The 16,092-nt window shown below is 73.0% G+C and carries 14 protein-coding genes; 11 read left to right on the forward strand and 3 right to left on the reverse strand.

Annotated elements, in window-relative coordinates:
• Position 1 precedes the first annotated feature (1 nt).
• The 6 genes from BLV39_RS20385 to BLV39_RS43070 all read left to right on the forward strand — a co-directional run bounded on the left by BLV39_RS20385 (position 2) and on the right by BLV39_RS43070 (position 5,639).
• A complete protein-coding gene (locus BLV39_RS20385; RefSeq protein ID WP_090794861.1) occupies positions 2 to 1,387 on the forward strand; it encodes an outer membrane protein assembly factor BamB family protein in 1,386 nt (461 codons plus the stop codon).
• 44 nt (positions 1,388 to 1,431) lie between these two features.
• The gene (locus BLV39_RS20390) at positions 1,432 to 2,103 is read left to right on the forward strand and encodes a response regulator transcription factor (protein ID WP_090794865.1); all 672 of its coding nucleotides are present in this window, start codon (positions 1,432 to 1,434) and stop codon (positions 2,101 to 2,103) included.
• A gap of 73 nt (positions 2,104 to 2,176) precedes the next feature.
• The gene (locus tag BLV39_RS20395) at positions 2,177 to 3,388 is read left to right on the forward strand and encodes a HAMP domain-containing sensor histidine kinase (RefSeq protein WP_090794868.1); all 1,212 of its coding nucleotides are present in this window, start codon (positions 2,177 to 2,179) and stop codon (positions 3,386 to 3,388) included.
• A gap of 31 nt (positions 3,389 to 3,419) precedes the next feature.
• A complete protein-coding gene (locus tag BLV39_RS43065; protein ID WP_090794872.1) occupies positions 3,420 to 3,800 on the forward strand; it encodes a VOC family protein in 381 nt (126 codons plus the stop codon).
• 112 nt (positions 3,801 to 3,912) lie between these two features.
• Complete coding sequence (locus BLV39_RS20405; protein WP_143049821.1) at positions 3,913 to 4,470, forward strand: hypothetical protein; 558 nt, start codon at positions 3,913 to 3,915, stop codon at positions 4,468 to 4,470.
• Positions 4,471 to 4,583: 113 nt separating this feature from the next.
• Complete coding sequence (locus tag BLV39_RS43070; RefSeq protein ID WP_176984994.1) at positions 4,584 to 5,639, forward strand: hypothetical protein; 1,056 nt, start codon at positions 4,584 to 4,586, stop codon at positions 5,637 to 5,639.
• A gap of 53 nt (positions 5,640 to 5,692) precedes the next feature.
• Here BLV39_RS43070 and BLV39_RS20415 read toward each other — a convergent pair whose 3' ends face one another.
• The gene (locus BLV39_RS20415; protein ID WP_090794879.1) at positions 5,693 to 7,687 is read right to left on the reverse strand and encodes a 3-hydroxyacyl-CoA dehydrogenase NAD-binding domain-containing protein; all 1,995 of its coding nucleotides are present in this window, start codon (positions 7,685 to 7,687) and stop codon (positions 5,693 to 5,695) included.
• Positions 7,688 to 7,760: 73 nt separating this feature from the next.
• Positions 7,761 to 8,954, reverse strand: a complete 1,194-nt coding sequence (locus BLV39_RS20420; protein ID WP_090794883.1) for a thiolase family protein — start codon at positions 8,952 to 8,954, stop codon at positions 7,761 to 7,763.
• A 104-nt stretch (positions 8,955 to 9,058) separates the two neighbouring features.
• Between BLV39_RS20420 and galE the strand changes: the two genes are divergently transcribed.
• Complete coding sequence (gene galE / locus BLV39_RS20425) at positions 9,059 to 10,060, forward strand: UDP-glucose 4-epimerase GalE (RefSeq protein ID WP_090794886.1); 1,002 nt, start codon at positions 9,059 to 9,061, stop codon at positions 10,058 to 10,060.
• A gap of 50 nt (positions 10,061 to 10,110) precedes the next feature.
• Here the strand turns inward: galE and BLV39_RS20430 are convergent, their stop codons facing one another.
• Entirely contained in the window at positions 10,111 to 11,502 is a 1,392-nt protein-coding gene (locus BLV39_RS20430) for a ribonuclease D (RefSeq protein WP_090794889.1), read from the reverse strand.
• A 112-nt stretch (positions 11,503 to 11,614) separates the two neighbouring features.
• On the opposite strand from BLV39_RS20430, the gene BLV39_RS20435 reads away from it, so the two are divergent.
• The 4 genes from BLV39_RS20435 (at position 11,615) to hemG (ending at position 16,092) form a co-directional block, all read left to right on the forward strand.
• Positions 11,615 to 12,778: a trypsin-like peptidase domain-containing protein gene (locus BLV39_RS20435; RefSeq protein WP_239083816.1), complete on the forward strand. Its 1,164-nt coding sequence runs from the start codon at positions 11,615 to 11,617 to the stop codon at positions 12,776 to 12,778.
• Between the two features lie 173 nt (positions 12,779 to 12,951).
• On the forward strand, positions 12,952 to 14,001 hold the full coding sequence (gene hemE / locus BLV39_RS20440) for a uroporphyrinogen decarboxylase (protein ID WP_090794892.1): 1,050 nt from the start codon (positions 12,952 to 12,954) through the stop codon (positions 13,999 to 14,001).
• Positions 14,002 to 14,093: 92 nt separating this feature from the next.
• Positions 14,094 to 14,657, forward strand: a complete 564-nt coding sequence (locus BLV39_RS20445; protein WP_090794896.1) for a DUF3000 domain-containing protein — start codon at positions 14,094 to 14,096, stop codon at positions 14,655 to 14,657.
• 25 nt (positions 14,658 to 14,682) lie between these two features.
• The gene (gene hemG / locus BLV39_RS20450) at positions 14,683 to 16,092 is read left to right on the forward strand and encodes a protoporphyrinogen oxidase (protein ID WP_090794900.1); all 1,410 of its coding nucleotides are present in this window, start codon (positions 14,683 to 14,685) and stop codon (positions 16,090 to 16,092) included.

The following is a 16,092-nucleotide window of genomic DNA, read 5'->3' on the forward strand; positions in this document are numbered from 1 at the left end:
GATGCCGGGCGGGACGATCGAGCTCGGCCCGATCACCGTGCCGCCGCCCGACGCCGTCGAGCGGGACCTGCCTCGCCGACCGCCGTTCTGGAGCTTCGTCACCGTGCTCGCCGTCGCGTTGCTCGCGCTGGGCGGCTCGCTGGTGCCGCAGCCGCCGCTGACCGAGACGGCCACCCGGTTGGGCGGCCCCGGCTCCTCGTTCGTGGTCGCCGGCGACCGCCTCTACGTGGTCCGCAGGGTCAACGAGGTGTCGCGCACGCTGACCGCGATGCGGCTGCCGGGCGGGGAGGAGCTCTGGACCACCGCGTACGCGCCGACCGGCGAGCGGATCATCCGGATCGACCTCGCGGGGCCGGTCGTGCTGGTCTCCGGTGGCGAGACGACCGGGCGGATCCGCCGCACCGACGCGTACGACCTGGACACCGGCCGGCGGCTCTGGTGGGTGCCGGCGGAGCTCGTGGTCGACGCGGACGCCAACACCGGCTACGCGAGCGAGGCCGACCCGCCCCGGCTGCGCGCGCTGGACCTGACGACCGGGCGCGAGCTCTGGTCGTCAGAGCCGCAGGACCGGTTCACGTTCACCGCGATCGGCAGCGCGACGCCGGTGGCCGGCCGGATCCCGCCCCGGGTGGCACCGGAGTCCGAGTCACACGCCGTCGGCGGCGCGGGGGCGGCACCGGCGGTCACCGGCACCTCCGGGTCCGGTGCCGGCCGGTCCGGGCGGCTCGCCGTCTTCGTCCGGTCCGGCCGGATCGAGCTGCGCGACGCCCGTGCCGGCACACTGCTGCGGCAGGCCAACCCGCTGGGCGACGAGGTGTTTCCGCTGTCCGGGCTCAGCATCGGCGGCGCCCTGCTGCTCTGGTACGCCGACCACGGCGGCACCGGCATCATCGGCCTCGACCCGGAGACCCTCGCCGTGCGCTGGCGGATGCCCTACGACATCGACGGCGGCGGCATCGCGCCCTGCCTGGCACTGGTCTGCGTGAGCAGCCAGGGCGACGTGCTGGCCCTCGACCCGGCCGACGGCCGGCTGCGCTGGCGGGTCCGGGACGCCAGCTACGTGGTCGAGGCGCGCGGGCAGTTGATCGCCCTCGGATCGGTGCCGGGCGGGCTCGGCCCGGTCCGCACGGTCGACCCGGACACCGGTGCCGAGCTCGCCGACCTGCACGGCTGGCGGACCGGCGGCCGCGGCGACCCGGTCGTCACGCGCATCCCACTCGGCGCACCCCGCACGGTGCTCGCCCTGGTCGGCCCGCCGACCGGCGTCCTGCGGCCGCTCGGCACCGCGCCCGAGGTGCTGCTCACCTGCCAGTCGGGATCGACCGCGATCGTCTGCCGCACGGCGAACGGCACACTGCGGATCTGGGCCGTTCGACCCGAGCGCTAGTTTTGCTCACACGGGCTTGACGTCGGGTGAGGGAGGCTATCGCGGTGCGGGTGCTGGTGGTCGAAGACGAGCGCAACCTGGCCGACGCGATCGCGCGTGGGCTGCGCCGGCACGGGCTGGCCGTGGACGTCGCCTACGACGGCACGTCCGGCCACGAGCTGGCCTTCGTGACCCGCTACGACGTGGTGGTGCTCGACCGCGACCTGCCCGGCGTGCACGGCGACCAGATCTGCGCCGACCTGGTCTCGTCCGGTGCCCTGACCCGGGTGCTGATGCTGACCGCGAGCGGCACGGTCGCCGACCGGGTCGACGGCCTCCAGCTCGGTGCCGACGACTACCTGCCCAAGCCGTTCGCGTTCGACGAGCTGGTCGCCCGGGTGCGGGCGCTCGGCCGGCGGGCCACCCCGCCCGCGCCGCCGGTGCTCGCGTTCGCCGACCTGGTGCTCGACCCGGCCCGCCGGGTGGCCACCCGGGCCGGCGCGCCGGTCGACCTGACCCGCAAGGAGTTCGGCGTGCTCGAGGAGCTGCTCAAGGCCCGGGGCGCGGTGGTGTCCAGCGAAGAGCTGCTGGAACGGGTCTGGGACGCCAACACCGACCCGTTCACCACGACGGTGCGGGTCACGGTGATGACGCTGCGCAAGAAGCTGGGCGAACCACCGCTGATCGAGACGGTGGTCGGCGCCGGCTACCGGATGCCCGGGGAGTTGGTCACATGACCGAGCCGAGGCGAGGTCATCATCAGCAGAGCCGGCCCGGGCAGGGCGGGTCACCACGCAGTGGGGAGCCGACATGACGGTCTACGCGGCTGCTCGGCAGCGCGCTCCTCGGCCCACCTTGCGGCTGCGGCTCACGCTGCTCAACGGCGTGGTGGTGGTCGCCACCGGGCTGGTGCTGATCCTGCTGGCCTGGTTGCTGGTCGGCGAGGCGATCCATCCGGCCGACCAGCTCCAGCCCGGCGCGTTCGTCGACCTCGCCGACGGTCGCCGGCTCGACGCCGCCGCCTGGCAGGCCCAGGTGGTCGACTCGGCGTCGCGCGAGCTGCTGTTCAAGGGCCTGCTGGCGCTGCTGGTGACGAGCCTGGTCGGGATCGCGGCGGCGTACGTCGTCGCGGGGCGGGCACTGCGCCCGCTGCACCAGGTGACGGCGACCGCCCGCCGGCTCGGTGAGCAGACGCTCGACCAGCGGATCCGCTACACCGGCGCCGACGACGAGATCGCCGAGCTCGCCCGCACCTTCGACGCGATGCTCGACCGGATCGGCTCGGCGTTCGAGGCACAGAAACGGTTCGTCGCCAATGCCTCGCACGAGCTGCGTACGCCGCTCGCCGTCATGCGCACCGAGATCGACGTGACGCTGGCCGACGACGAGGCCGACGACGAGGAGTTCCGCCGCATGGCCACCGTGGTGCGCGACGCCTCGGAGCGGGCCAACGGCCTGGTCGACGCCCTGCTCGTGCTCGCCCGCAGCGAGTCACAGCGGGGCCGCCGGCTGGGCCGCAAGGTGCCCGCCGACCTGGCCGACGGGCTGCGCTCGGCGATGTCGGCGATCCGCGGCGAGGTCGACCGGTTGGGCCTGTCGGTCACCACCGACCTGGCGCCGGCGCCGGTGGTGGGCGACCCGGGTCTGCTCGAACGGCTCGCCGGCAACCTGGTGGAGAACGCGGTCCGCTACAACCACCTGCACGGCCGGCTCTGGGCCCGCACCGGCACCGACGGCGACCAGGTGTTCCTGGTGGTCGGCAACACCGGCTTCGAGGTCGACGCGATCGACGTGCCGGGCCTGTTCGAGCCGTTCCGGCGCGGCGGCCGGGAACGCACCGGCGCCCGCGGTTCGGGCCTCGGCCTGTCGATCGTGCGGGCGGTCTGCGACGCGCACGGCGGCAGCGTGACCGCCGAGCCTCAGGAGGACGGCGGCCTGGAGGTACGGGTGACGTTGCCGGCGGCGAGCAGCACGCCGGTGGCCGCGGGCACGGCGACCGTGGCGGACCTGAAATCGTTTTGATCAGCGTCGGAGCGGCTGGCATGGTGGCGCGATGACCAACCGCATCCATCATCTCAACATCGACAGCCGTGACCCGTACGAGCTGGCCGGCTGGTGGTCGAAGGTGCTCGGCTACCCGCGGTCCGACGAGGACTTTCCGGGCGACCCGGAGGCCTTGTTGATCGCACCCGAGGGAACCGGTCCCAGCGTCCTGTTCTGTCAGATCTCGGACGAGAAGACCACCAAGAACCGACTCCACTTCGACCTGCAACCGACCGAGCGTACGCGCGACGAAGAGGTCGAGCGGTTGCTCGGCATCGGGGCCACCCTGGTCGGGGACCTCCGCCGGCCGGACGGCACCGGCTGGGTGACGCTCGCCGACCCCGAGGGCAACGAGTTCTGTGTCGAGCGCAGCGCCGCCGAGCGCGCGTAACCGGCGCTGTCCCCCCGACCTCGACCGGCGTAGCGTTCCGTAGCGAATCCGTGACCGTAGGCACGGATCATTGGCATTCTCTCCGCGTGCCAGCGCGGGAGGGAGCGGCGCGATGCTGCTGCGTAGTCGCTGTTGTCCCACCTACCTCGCCGTCGCGGCGGTGGTCGTCCTCGCGGTGACGGCCTGCGACAACCCCGAGGCCACCACAGGCGGAGCCGCGCCGACCACCCCGCCGGCGACCACCGCGGGAGCGCCGGCCGCGGCCGGCCCGATGACCGGCGCCGAGCTCGTCTGGCTCGAAGGAGTCGCCGCGCTCCACCGGTCGATGGACGACGTGCTCTCCAAGTCGCCGACGGCGCTCAGTCCGGCGGCCATGCGCACGCTGGCGAAACAGCTCGGTGGCTGCACGTCCGCGCTGGACAAGCTCGGTCCGCCGACCGACCGGCTGCGGCCGGTCCACGAGTTGGCCGGCCAAGGCTGCGCTGAGTACAAGAAGGGCGGCGACTGCTTCACCACCGCGGCCGGCCTGGGCGTCGTGGTCGCCGGGTCCAAGGAGGAGAAGCAGCAGACCGACGCGATCACCTGCGGCTTCTCCGCGCCCGGCGAGGGCAGCCGCCTGCTCGCCGAGGCCGAGGGCAAGGGCATGGAAGTCAAGGCCGGGGTGGGCTGACCGTCGTCACGATCGGGATACACCTTGTGTCCCTTGCCCGACGCAGGGGACACGGCGCGTGCGCGTGCTCGCTACGATCCGGCAGTCAACGTGGAGTATCTCCGGGAGCCGTGATGTCCGATCCATACGCCCAGCCACCGTCGTACGGCTCCCAGCCGCCGCATGGTCAGCAGCCGCCGCACGGCCAGCAGCCCCCGCAACAGCCGCAGTACGGGCAGCCCTACGGTGAGCAGCCCCCGCAGCAGCCGAACTACGGGCAGACCTACGGATCGCCGCAGCCCGGGACCTACGGCCAGCCGCCGCAGCAGCCCGACTACGGCCAGCAGCCCGGCTACGGGCAGCAGCCTGGCTACGGTCAGCAGCCCGACTACGGCCAGCAGCCCGGCTACGGGCAGCAGCCCGGCTACGGCGGCGACTACGGTCAGCAGCCGCCGGCCTATGGCCAGCCCTCGTCACCGGCGCCCTACGGCCAGCAGCCGGCCTACCCGCAGCAGGGCTACGGGCAGCCGCCGCAGCAGGCCGGCTACGGCGACGGGCAGTTCGGTGGGCCGCCGATGCCGCCGACCGCGCCGCCGAAGAAGAGCCGCGCCGGCAAGATCGTGCTGATCGTCCTCGCGTCCGTGCTGGTGCTCTGCCTCGGCGGTGCCGCAGCGCTCTACTTCGGGCTCAAGGACACGGTGACCGACGTCGTCGAGGCCACCAACACGCGGGTCGCGGCGCCCGAGAAGCTCGGTGGCCAGCCCCGGATCCAGGACGCGGGGCTGCAGACCGCGGTCGACGAGATGAAGACCCAGCTCAACTCGGATCTGCCGGACGCGACCAGCACCGCTGCCGCGTTCTACGGCAACATCGAGAAGAAAGAGCTCATCATGCTGGTGGCGGCCTCCGGCCTGATCGCCGCCCCCGGCGCGGAGCTCGAGAAGACGTTCGCCGACCTCAACAAGGCGCCGTTCACGATGAAGAACATCAAGACCGTGGACGCGGGCCCGCAGGGCGGCGAGGCGCGGTGCGCCGACGGCTCGATCGCCGAGGGCGGCGCCTCGATCCCGCTGGGCCTGTGCGCCTGGGCCGACCGGGGCAGTGTGGGCATGATCGGCGTCTACAACGTGGACGGCACCGCCGCCTACAAGAACTTCGTGGCCATGCGCGCCGAGGTCGAGACGCAGTAGCCGACAACGCGACGGGCCCCCGGGGACAACCCCGGGGGCCCGTTTCGCTTCCGTCAGCGGCGGCCGGTCGCCGCCAGGTACGGCGTGATGCCGCCCAGGTGGAACGGCCAGCCGGCGCCGAGGATCAGGCACAGGTCGATGTCCTTGGCGTCGGCGACCACGCCGTCGGCGAGCATCGTCCGCACCTCGTCGGCGATCGCGTCCAGCGCCCGGTCGCGCACCTGCTCGGCGGTCAGCGGCGCGTCGCCGACCTTGAGCAGCGCGACCACGGACTCGTCCACGTTGCCGTCGCGGTCGGTCAGCGGCTTGCCGCTCTCGACGATCCGGCCGAGGTTCTCGCTGACCCCGAACCGGTCCGGGAAGGCCGCGTGCATGGTCTTCGAGACGTGCAGCGCGACCGCCGGCCCAACCATCGTGAGCAGGGCGAGCGGCCGCATCGGCAGGCCCAGCGGGTCGAGCGCGGTGTTGGCCACCTCGACCGGCGTGCCGGCGTCGATCGCCGCGTAGATCTCGCCGAGGAATCGGGTCAGCAGCCGGTTGACCACGAACGACGGCGCGTCCTTGACCAGCACGCACGACTTACGAAGCTGCTTGCCGACGGCGAACGCGGTGGCCAGCGCCGGGTCGTCGGTCTTGCCGGCCCGAATGATCTCGACCAGCGGCATCACCGACACCGGGTTGAAGAAGTGGAAACCGACGACCCGCTCCGGGTGCTCGAGGTCGGCGGCCATCTCGGTGACCGACAGCGAGGAGGTGTTGGTGGCCAGCACCGCCTCCGGCGAGACGATCTTCTCCAGCTCGGCGAAGACCTGCTTCTTCACGCCCAGGTCTTCGAACACCGCCTCGATGACGAAGTCCGCGTCGGCGAACGCCGCCTTGTCGACGGAGCCGCTGACCAGACCGCGCAACTTGGCGGCCGTACCCTCGTCGATCCGGCCCTTGCCGTGCAGCTTGTCGATCTCGCCGTGCACGTAGGCGACGCCCTTGTCGACCCGGTCCTGGTCGAGGTCCGTCAGCACGACCGGGACCTCGAGCCGGCGGGCGAACAGCAGCGCCATCTGCCCGGCCATCAGGCCGGCGCCGACCACGCCGACCTTGCTGACGTCGCGAGCCAGCGCTTTGTCCGGGGCTCCGGCCGGCCGCTTGGCGCGGCGCTGCACCAGGTCGAACGCGTACAGGCTGTTGCGTAGCTGCGGGCCGGTGACCAGGTCGCCGAGCGCCTCGTCCTCGGCGGCGGTGCCGGCGGCGAAGTCGGCGTCCTTGGCCAGCGCGAGCAGCTCCAGCGCCTTCTCCGCGGACGCGACCGCGCCGTGCAGCCGCTCGTCGAGCTGCATCTTCGCGAAGTAGAGGACGCCGTCCCACATGTCGCGGTCGATCTCCGGCCGCTCGACCGTGACCTCGCCCGCGACCACGCCGGCGGCCCACTCCAGCGACCGCTCCAGGAAGTCGGCCGGTTCCAGCAGCACGTCGGCGATGCCCAGCTCGCGGGCCTGCGGCGGGCGCAGCGTCTTCTGCGTCAGCGGGTTCTGGATGATCACCTGTGCGGCCGGCGCGATGCCGATCAGGTTGGGCAGCAACTGCGTGCCGCCCCAGGCCGGCACGAGGCCGAGCGAGACCTCGGGCAGGGCCAACGCACCCGCGCCGCCGGACAGGGTCCGGTAGTGGCAGTGCAGCGCCACCTCCAGGCCGCCGCCCATGGCCACGCCGTTGACGAACGCGAACGTCGGGATCGTCGACTCGCGCAGCCGGTTGAACACGCGGTGCCCGTACCGGCCGAGCTCGACCGCCTGCTCGCGGGACGCGATCGTCGGCATGCCCGTGATGTCGGCACCGACCGAGAAGATGTACGGCTTGCCGGTGATCGCGATGAACGCGGGCTCCAGCGCCTGCGCCGCGGTGATCGCCTCGTCCAGGCTGGCCAGCCCGCCCGGGCCGAACGTGTTGGGCTTCGTGTGGTCGAGCCCGTTGTCGAGGGTGATCAGGGCGGCGGTGCGGCCCTGGACCTTGACCGTGCGCACCAGCGCCTTCGTGACGACCTCAGTGCTCATGCGCCCTCCTCGCTTCGCGATGAGACGCCTTCGCGCAGGCTGCTGAGCCAACTGGTTCGTTCGCTTCGCTCTCTCACTTGGTGCCCTCCCAGTTCGGGTTCTCCCAGATGACCGAGCCGCCCATGCCGATGCCGATGCACATGGCGGTGACGCCGTACCGCACCTCGGGGTGCTCCGCGAACTGGCGCGCGAGCTGGGTCATCAGCCGCACGCCGGAGGAGGCCAGCGGGTGGCCGACCGCGATCGCGCCGCCCCACGGGTTGACCCGCGGGTCGTCGTCGGCGACGCCGAAGTGGTCGAGGAACGCCAGCACCTGCACGGCGAACGCCTCGTTGAGCTCGAACAGGCCGATGTCGGCGATGTCCAGGCCGGCGATCCGCAGCGCCTTCTCGGTCGCCGGGATCGGGCCGACACCCATCACCTCCGGCTCGACGCCGACGAAGCCGTACGAGACCAGCCGCATGGCCACCGGCAGGCCGAGCTCGCGGGCGGTGTCCTCGGCGGCGATGATGCTCGCGGTCGCGCCGTCGTTGAGACCGGCCGAGTTGCCTGCGGTGACCCGGCCGTGTGGGCGGAACGGGGTCTTCAGTGTGGCCAGCTTCGCCATGCTGGTCTCGCGCGGCGCCTCGTCGGCGGTGGCCAGACCCCAGCCGTTCTCCGGGTCGCGCAGCGCGACGCTCACCAGGTCGTCCTGGAGCTTGCCGTTCGCGTACGCCTTGGCCGTCTTGACCTGGCTCGCGAGGCCGAACGCGTCAGCGCGTTCCTTCGTCACGGCCGGGAGCCGGTCGTGCAGGTTCTCCGCGGTCTTGCCCATCACCAGCGCGGACGGGTCGACCAGCTTCTCGGCCAGGATCCGCGGGTTGGGGTCGACGCCCTCGCCCATCGGGTGCCGGCCCATGTGCTCGACACCGCCTGCGATCGCGAAGTCGTAGGCGCCCATCGCGATCCCGCCGGCGACGTTGGTGACCGCGGTCATCGCGCCCGCGCACATCCGGTCGATCGCGAAGCCCGGCACGGTCTTGGGCAGACCGGCCAGCAGAGCGGCGGTGCGGCCGATGGTCAGGCCCTGGTCGCCGATCTGGGTGGTCGCGGCGATGGCGACCTCCTCGACCCGCTCCGGGGGAAGCTGCGGGTTGCGCCGGAGCAGCTCGCGGATGCACCGGATGACCAGATCGTCGGCGCGGGTGTGCGCGTACATGCCACCCGCCTTTCCGAAGGGAGTGCGGACGCCGTCGACGAACGCGACGTCGCGGACTGAACGGGGCACGGAAGGGCCTCCTCGGTACGGGGTATGAGCCGATGCTACTCGTCAGTAACCTCGCATGGTGCGTGGAGTGGGACACAAGCACGCGGTTGGTAGGGTCCAACCCCATGAAGGTCTTGATCGCGGGCGGGGCAGGGTTCATCGGCAGCACGATGGCCTCGGCCTGTATCGACTCCGGCATCACCCCGGTGATCGTCGACAACCTGGTCACCGGCCGCGCCGAGTACGTACGCGATCGCCTCTTCTACGAGGGCGACATCGCCGACGGCGCCCTGATCGACCGGATCTTCGCCGACCACCCGGACATCACGGCCGTGGTGCACGCCGCGGCGCTCATCGTGGTGCCCGAGTCGGTGGCCGAGCCGGTGCGCTACTACCGCGAGAACGTGGCGAAGTCGCTCGACCTGATCGCGCACGTGACCCGCAACGGCTGCGACCGCTACCTGTTCTCGTCGTCCGCCTCCATCTACGCCCCCGGCGCCGACTTCACCGTCGACGAGACGTCGGCGCTGCGCCCGGAGTCGCCGTACGCCCGGACCAAGGCCGTCATGGAGTGGGTGCTGGAGGACTGCACCAACGCCTATGACCTGCGGGTCATCTCGCTGCGCTACTTCAACCCGATCGGCGCGGACCCGAAGATGCGCACGGGCCTGCAGCACGCGCAGCCGACGCACCTGCTCGGCCGCCTGATCACGGCGCTGGAGGCCGGCGACGAGTTCCGGATCACCGGCACCGACTGGCCGACCCGCGACGGCAGCGGCATCCGCGACTTCATCCACGTCTGGGATCTGGCCCGCGCCCACGTCGAGGCCCTGCGTCGGTTCGACGAGGTGCTGCCGGCCGACGGCGACCGGAAGTACGACGTGCTCAACCTGGGCACCGGCACGGGCACGACGGTCCGCGAGTTCGTGACGGCCTTCCAGCGGGTGGCGGACCGCCCACTGCGGGTGTCCGACGCCCCGTCCCGCCCGGGCGACGTCGTGGGTTCCTACACCCGCACGGACAAGGCCCACGCGGCCCTCGACTGGACCCCCGACTACACGGTCGAAGACGGCATCCGCCACTCCCTGGAATGGGCCGCCCTCCGCCCCTCGATCCTGGGCGAGTAACAGCCCAGAATCGGCGAGGGGCGAAGCTGGCGGCCCGTCCTAGGAGCGGGTCAGCCAGCGCTCCCGTCCGGCTCCGGCTCGGGCTCTGGGTCCGGCTTTGACTTTGGCTTTGGGTCGTCCAGGGCGTTGGCCAGGTCTGTGGCGATCAGGCCTACCTGCCAGGGGCGGGCGCCGTAGCCGCGTAGCGTGGCCGAGACTGTTTCCGGGGTGACGTCTTCCGGTGGGGTCCAGGCCAGGCGGCGGATCGAGTCCGGGGCGATCAGGTTCTCCGGCGGCAGCTTGTGCGCTCCCGCCGTCGTGGTGACCACCTCGCGGCAGCGGGACAGCCGGCCCGCTGCCACCGGGTCGCGTTCGGCCCAGCGGTGCGGTGGCGGCGGCCCGTCGATCGGCGGGTTGGTCGGCAGGGCGTCGTCGGGCAGGCCGCGGGCCGTGTCCAGGGCGTCGAGCCAGATCCGGGCCAGCCGGCGCACGGACCTGCCGCCGAAGCCCGGCAGCGTGAGCAGGGTGCGCTCGTCCTTCGGGTCGATCTCGGCGGCCGCCACGATCGCCGAGTCGGGCAGCACCCGGCCCGGCGCGGAGTCGCGGCGGGCGGCGACGTCGTCGCGGGCGTACCAGAGGGCGCGGACCCGGGCCTGAGCCCGCGCGCCGCGGATGCGGTGTATCCCCGAGGTGCGGCGCCACGGGTCGGGGCGGTTGCGTGGCGGCTGGGCGCCCCAGGCGACCAGTGCGGCGAACTCCTCGGCCGCCCAGTCCTGCTTGCCCTGGGTGATCAGCTCGGCCGCGAGCGCGTCGCGGAGGTCGACCAGCAGCTCGACGTCGAGGGCGGCGTAGCTCAGCCACGAGTCCGGCAGCGGGCGGCTGGACCAGTCGGCGGCGGAATGGTGCTTCTCCAGCGCGAAGCCCAGCAACTGCTCGGTCAACGCCGCCAGGCCGACGCGTTCGAAGCCGGCCAGCCGGCCGGCCAGCTCGGTGTCGAACAGCCGCCGCGGGCGCAGTCCGAGGTCGGACAGGCACGGCAGGTCCTGGCTCGCGGCGTGCAGCACCCACTCGGCGTCGGCGATGGCGGCGTCGAGCGTACGCAGGTCGCCCAGCGGCAGCGGGTCGATCAGCACGGTGCCGGAGCCGCTGCGGCGTAGCTGGACCAGGTAGGCCCGCTGGCTGTAGCGGTAGCCGGAGGCACGTTCGGCGTCGATCGCCACCGGACCGGTGCCGCCGGCGAAGCGGGCCACCGCGTCGGCGAGGTCGTCGGGCGACTCGACGGGCGCGGGCGTGCCTTCCCGGGGCGCGGTGAGCAGCAGCGGCGTGGGGCCGGCCGCAAGGGGTTCGGGGGCCGCCGGGCCGTCGGGGGAGCCGGTGGAGGGGCCGTCCGCTTCGGGGGAGGTGGGCGACTCGTCCCCCGCTCGGCGTGCGGCCCGACGGCGCAGGGGTGGTTCGTCGGTCACCTGCCAACCCTAGTAGGCACGCCGTCACGCATCGGACAGCCGGGTCGGCGCGTCGGGTGGTGCGGTACGGTCCTGCGGGGGTCCAGTCCGGTGCGACGGAGGGGAGCGGAGAATGTCCGCCGGGGACGAACGCACAACCTGGCCCGAAACTTCACCCGGGTACGGCGCACCACCGCCGCCCGAGGGCCCGATCTACATGCCGGTCGACCGTGACTTTCCGCCGGCCGACCTCGGACCGCCACCGCGGGCCGCGCACTACGCCCCACCAGGCCCGCGAGGCCCGGTCGAGCCGCCCGTCTCGTGGGCGCCGCCGCCCGATTTCGCCCCGCCGGCGCCGCGTGGCCCGATCGACTCGGCACCCTTCAATCCGGTGCCGTACAGCCCCGTTCCGCCGCGACCCGGTCCGCCGTTCACGCCACCGGCACCGCGCCAGCCGGGCCACGCGATTTTCGAAACCGGGTCCGGCGCGCCGCCCGCGGCGGACACCCGTAAAGGTGAAAAGCGCCGTTGGGTCGTCGGTGCCACGCTCGGCCTCGTCGTGGTGCTGGCCGGTGTGGTGGCCTACCAGGCGGTGCGCATCGAGCAGCTTGGTGACCGGCTCGCCAGCAACGAGCGGGTGCAGGCCGACGAACAGGCTCAGGCCGCCGGTCGCTTCGACGGACTCGACGGCCGGGCCACGGACCTGGAGAAACGGCTCGGTGCGGCGTTCAACCCGGAGGCGATCTCCAGCGCCGCGCTGCCCAGCGTGTTCCGCGTGGCGGCCGGCGACGTGACCGGCACAGCGTTCGCGGTGGGCAAGCCGGCCAGCGGCGGCAAGACCAACATGATCACCAACTTCCATGTCGTCGAGGACGTGTACGAGGCCGGCGGGCGCCAGGTCTTCCTGGAGCGCGACAGCAAGCGCTACGCGGCCACGATCGTCGCCGTGAACAAGGCCGCTGACGTGGCCCACCTGCGTACCAGCACGAAGATCAATGGTCTGGTCACCGCCAAGGGCACGGTCAAGTCCGGCCAGCAGATCGTGGTGGTCGGCGCCCCGCTGGGCCTGAGCGACTCGGTGACGACGGGCGTCGTGAGCGCGGTCCGCGAACTGCCGGAGAGCAACGGCCCGATGATCCAGTTCGACGCGCCGATCAACCCCGGCAACTCCGGCGGCCCGGTGATCAACTCGGCCAAGCAGGTGGTCGGCATCGCCACCGCCAAGGCGCAGGACGCCGAGGGCATCGGGCTGGCCGTGCCCATCAAGGTCGCCTGCGACGCCTTCAAGATCTGCTGACCGGCGTGCGGCCGCCGCGATCCCTTCCGCGGCGGCCGCACACGGGTGCGCCGGGCCAGCGTCCCGCCGGCGGCGCGGATGTTAATAAGGGTCCCTTGCGCTGCGGAAAGCGTTAACAAGGGACCCTTGCTTCGCCGAAGGCGGAGGTTGGCTCCCGATCGCAACGTGAAACGATGGGCTCGATGACGACGACGACCCACACCGACTCCGCCCTGGTCCGCGCCGCGCGGGGCATCGACACCCCGCACACGCCCGTCTGGTTCATGCGCCAGGCCGGGCGCTCCCTCCCGGAGTACCGGGAGCTGCGCGCGGGCATCGGCATGCTCGACACCATCCGTCGGCCCGACCTGGTCGCGGAGATCACCCTGCAGCCGGTACGCCGGCACGGGGTCGACGCCGCGATCCTGTTCAGCGACATCGTGGTGCCCGTCGCGGCGGCCGGGGTCGACGTCGACATCGTCGCGGGCACCGGCCCGGTGGTCGCCGAGCCGATCCGGTCCGCGCAGGACGTGGCGGCGTTGCGCCGCCTGGACCCGAGCGACGTCTCCTACGTCGACGAGGCGGTCCGGCTGACCACCGCAGAGCTCGGCGACACCCCGCTGATCGGCTTCGCCGGAGCGCCCTTCACGCTGGCCAGCTACCTGATCGAGGGCGGCCCGTCGCGGACCCACGCGAAGACCAAGGCGCTGATGTACGGCGACCCGGACACCTGGCACGCCCTCTGCGCACGGCTGGCCGAGAACGCGCTGACCTTCCTGCGGGTCCAGATCGGCGCCGGCGTCGCCGCGGTGCAGCTCTTCGACTCGTGGGCCGGCGCGCTGTCCGAGGCGGACTACCGCCGCTACGTGCTGCCGCACTCGACCGCCGTGCTGACCGGGCTGGCCGAGGCGGGCGTGCCGCGGATCCACTTCGGTGTCGGGACCGCCGAGCTGCTCGGTGCGATGGGTGAGGCCGGTGCCGACGTGGTCGGGGTCGACTGGCGTACGCCGCTGGATGTCGCCACCCGCCGGATCGGCCCGGACAAGGCCGTGCAGGGCAACCTCGACCCGACCACGCTGCTGGCGCCCTGGGAGGTCATCGAGGCGGAGGTACGCCGGATTCTCGACCAGGGCCGCGCCGCTCCGGGCCACATCTTCAACCTCGGCCACGGGGTGCTGCCGGAGATCGACCCCACGGTGCTGACCCGGGTCACGGAGCTGGTGCACACGCTTTCGGCCCGATAGGTCGGGTTTGTCGGTTCCGCCTAGCCGATCATGCTAAGGCGCCCGGCGTGCCCTACCCCCATGGCGCCCCGAGGAATGCATAGGCTGCGGTCATGGCTCCGACAGCGGTTCCCGACGTCTTCGCGAACGCCGTCGCCAGCCTTCGCTCCGCGACACCGCGCGCCGAGATCCTCCTCGAGGAGGTCGGCGCACCACAGCGACTCGCGCCCTTCACGTTCGCCCTCAGCGCCTCGGTCACCAAGCCCGACGACGACGAGATGGCGACCGGCCGGCTGATCCTGCTCTACGACCCGGCCGGCCACGAGGCGTGGGAGGGCACGATGCGGCTGGTCACCTACGTGACCGCCGAGGTCGACGTCGACATGGCCGCCGACCCGCTGCTGCCCACCGTGGGCTGGACCTGGCTGACCGACGCGCTCGACGCGCAGGACGCGCACTACCGGGCCATCGGCGGCACGGTCACCCAGACCATGTCGACCCGCTTCGGCGAGCTGGCCGGCCCTCCGACGGCGGCCGACATCGAGATCCGCGCGAGCTGGACGCCGACCGACGACGACCTCGGCGCCCACCTGCTCGCCTGGTCGACGCTGCTGGCCTCGACCGCCGGCCTGCCGCCGCCCGGCGTCACAGCGCTGCCCGGTCGCCGCAGCGCCTGATCCGGCCCGCCATATGGTGGGTGCCATGCAGAACCGGGTCGCCGTGATCGGCGGAGGGATCGCGGGGCTGGCCGCCGCGGTGCGGATCAACGACGCGGCGCCGGGCACCGCTGTCACGATCTTCGAGCAGGGCGCCACGCTCGGCGGCAAGCTGCGCACCGGCGAGGTGGCCGGCTCGCCGGTCGAGCTAGGTGCCGAGGCGTTCCTGGTGCGGGACACGGCCACCGGCGAGGACTCGCCCGCCATCAAGCTGGCCCGGCGGCTCGGCCTCGGCGACGACCTGGTCAACCCGGCTGTCGGCGCCGCCGCGCTGGCCGTCGGCGGCAAGCTGGTGCCGATGCCGCGGGGGACGCTGACCGGCGTGCCGGGCGACGTCGGCACGCTGGCCGGGGTGGCGGCCGTGGAGGACCACGACCTCGACGCCGGCGAGCCGCTGCTGGCCGAGGGCGAGGACGTCTCCGTGGGCGCGCTGGTCCGGCGCCGGCTCGGCGACCAGGTCGTGGACCGGTTGGTCGACCCCATGCTGGGCGGCGTGTACGCGGGTCGCGCCGACCGCCTCTCGCTGGCCGCCACGATGCCGGCGCTGGCCCGGCAGGCCAGGCGCGCGGGCACGCTCACCGGCGCCGTGAAGGCGGCGCAGGCCGCGTTCCCCCGGGTGCCGGGCGGCGCCGTGTTCGCCACCGTCCGGGGCGGCGTGAGCCGGCTGGTCGAGGCCGCCGCCGAGGCCAGCGGTGCGGAGCTCCGACTCGGCGCGACGGTCCGCGAGCTGACCCGTCTGCCCGACGGCACGTGGCGGCTCACCGTCGGCCCAACCCGCGACCCCGAGTACGTCACCGTCGACGCCGTCGTGCTCGCCGTGCCGGCCCGGCCCGCCGCCCGGCTGCTCCAGGCGATCGAGCCGGACGCGGCCCGCGAGGTCGGCGCGCTCGACTACGCCAGCGTGGCGCTGGTCACCCTGGCGCTGCCCCGGCTCGAGCTGCCGGAGCTGTCCGGCTTCCTGGTGCCGGCCGAGAACGGCACCGCGGTCAAGGCGGCCACCTTCTTCTCGACCAAGTGGACCCACCAGCGCCGGTCGGACGGGGTCGCCCTGGTCCGCGCGTCCGTGGGCCGCTACGGCGACGAGCACGTGCTCCAGCGCGACGACGCCGAGCTCGTCGGCATCGTCCACAGGGAACTGTCCACCCTGGTCGCCCACAGCCTGCCCAAGTCGCTGGACACCAAGGTGCAGCGCTGGGGCGGTGCGCTGCCGCAGTACGCGCCCGGGCACCTCGACCGGGTCGCCGCGGCCCGGGCGGCGCTGCGCCGCGAGGCACCGACGCTGGCCCTGGCCGGCGCGGGCTACGACGGCGTCGGGATCCCGATCTGCGTACGTTCCGGCGAGTCCGCGGCCGACGCCGTGCTCGCCGCCCTGCGGGACCGGCAGCAGGCCGGCTGA

Source organism: Asanoa ishikariensis, assembly GCF_900107455.1.
Lineage (GTDB): Bacteria > Actinomycetota > Actinomycetes > Mycobacteriales > Micromonosporaceae > Asanoa > Asanoa ishikariensis.

Coding starts and splice junctions, on each gene's coding strand:
- BLV39_RS20405 (WP_143049821.1), top strand. CDS start 3,913: ATGCTGCTGCGTAGTCGCTGTTGTCCCACCTACCTCGCCGTCGCGGCG.
- BLV39_RS43070 (WP_176984994.1), top strand. CDS start 4,584: ATGTCCGATCCATACGCCCAGCCACCGTCGTACGGCTCCCAGCCGCCG.
- BLV39_RS20395 (WP_090794868.1), top strand. CDS start 2,177: ATGACGGTCTACGCGGCTGCTCGGCAGCGCGCTCCTCGGCCCACCTTG.
- BLV39_RS20445 (WP_090794896.1), top strand. CDS start 14,094: ATGGCTCCGACAGCGGTTCCCGACGTCTTCGCGAACGCCGTCGCCAGC.
- hemG (WP_090794900.1), top strand. CDS start 14,683: ATGCAGAACCGGGTCGCCGTGATCGGCGGAGGGATCGCGGGGCTGGCC.
- galE (WP_090794886.1), top strand. CDS start 9,059: ATGAAGGTCTTGATCGCGGGCGGGGCAGGGTTCATCGGCAGCACGATG.
- hemE (WP_090794892.1), top strand. CDS start 12,952: ATGGGCTCGATGACGACGACGACCCACACCGACTCCGCCCTGGTCCGC.
- BLV39_RS20435 (WP_239083816.1), top strand. CDS start 11,615: ATGTCCGCCGGGGACGAACGCACAACCTGGCCCGAAACTTCACCCGGG.
- BLV39_RS20415 (WP_090794879.1), bottom strand. CDS start 7,687: ATGAGCACTGAGGTCGTCACGAAGGCGCTGGTGCGCACGGTCAAGGTC.
- BLV39_RS43065 (WP_090794872.1), top strand. CDS start 3,420: ATGACCAACCGCATCCATCATCTCAACATCGACAGCCGTGACCCGTAC.
- BLV39_RS20385 (WP_090794861.1), top strand. CDS start 2: ATGCCGGGCGGGACGATCGAGCTCGGCCCGATCACCGTGCCGCCGCCC.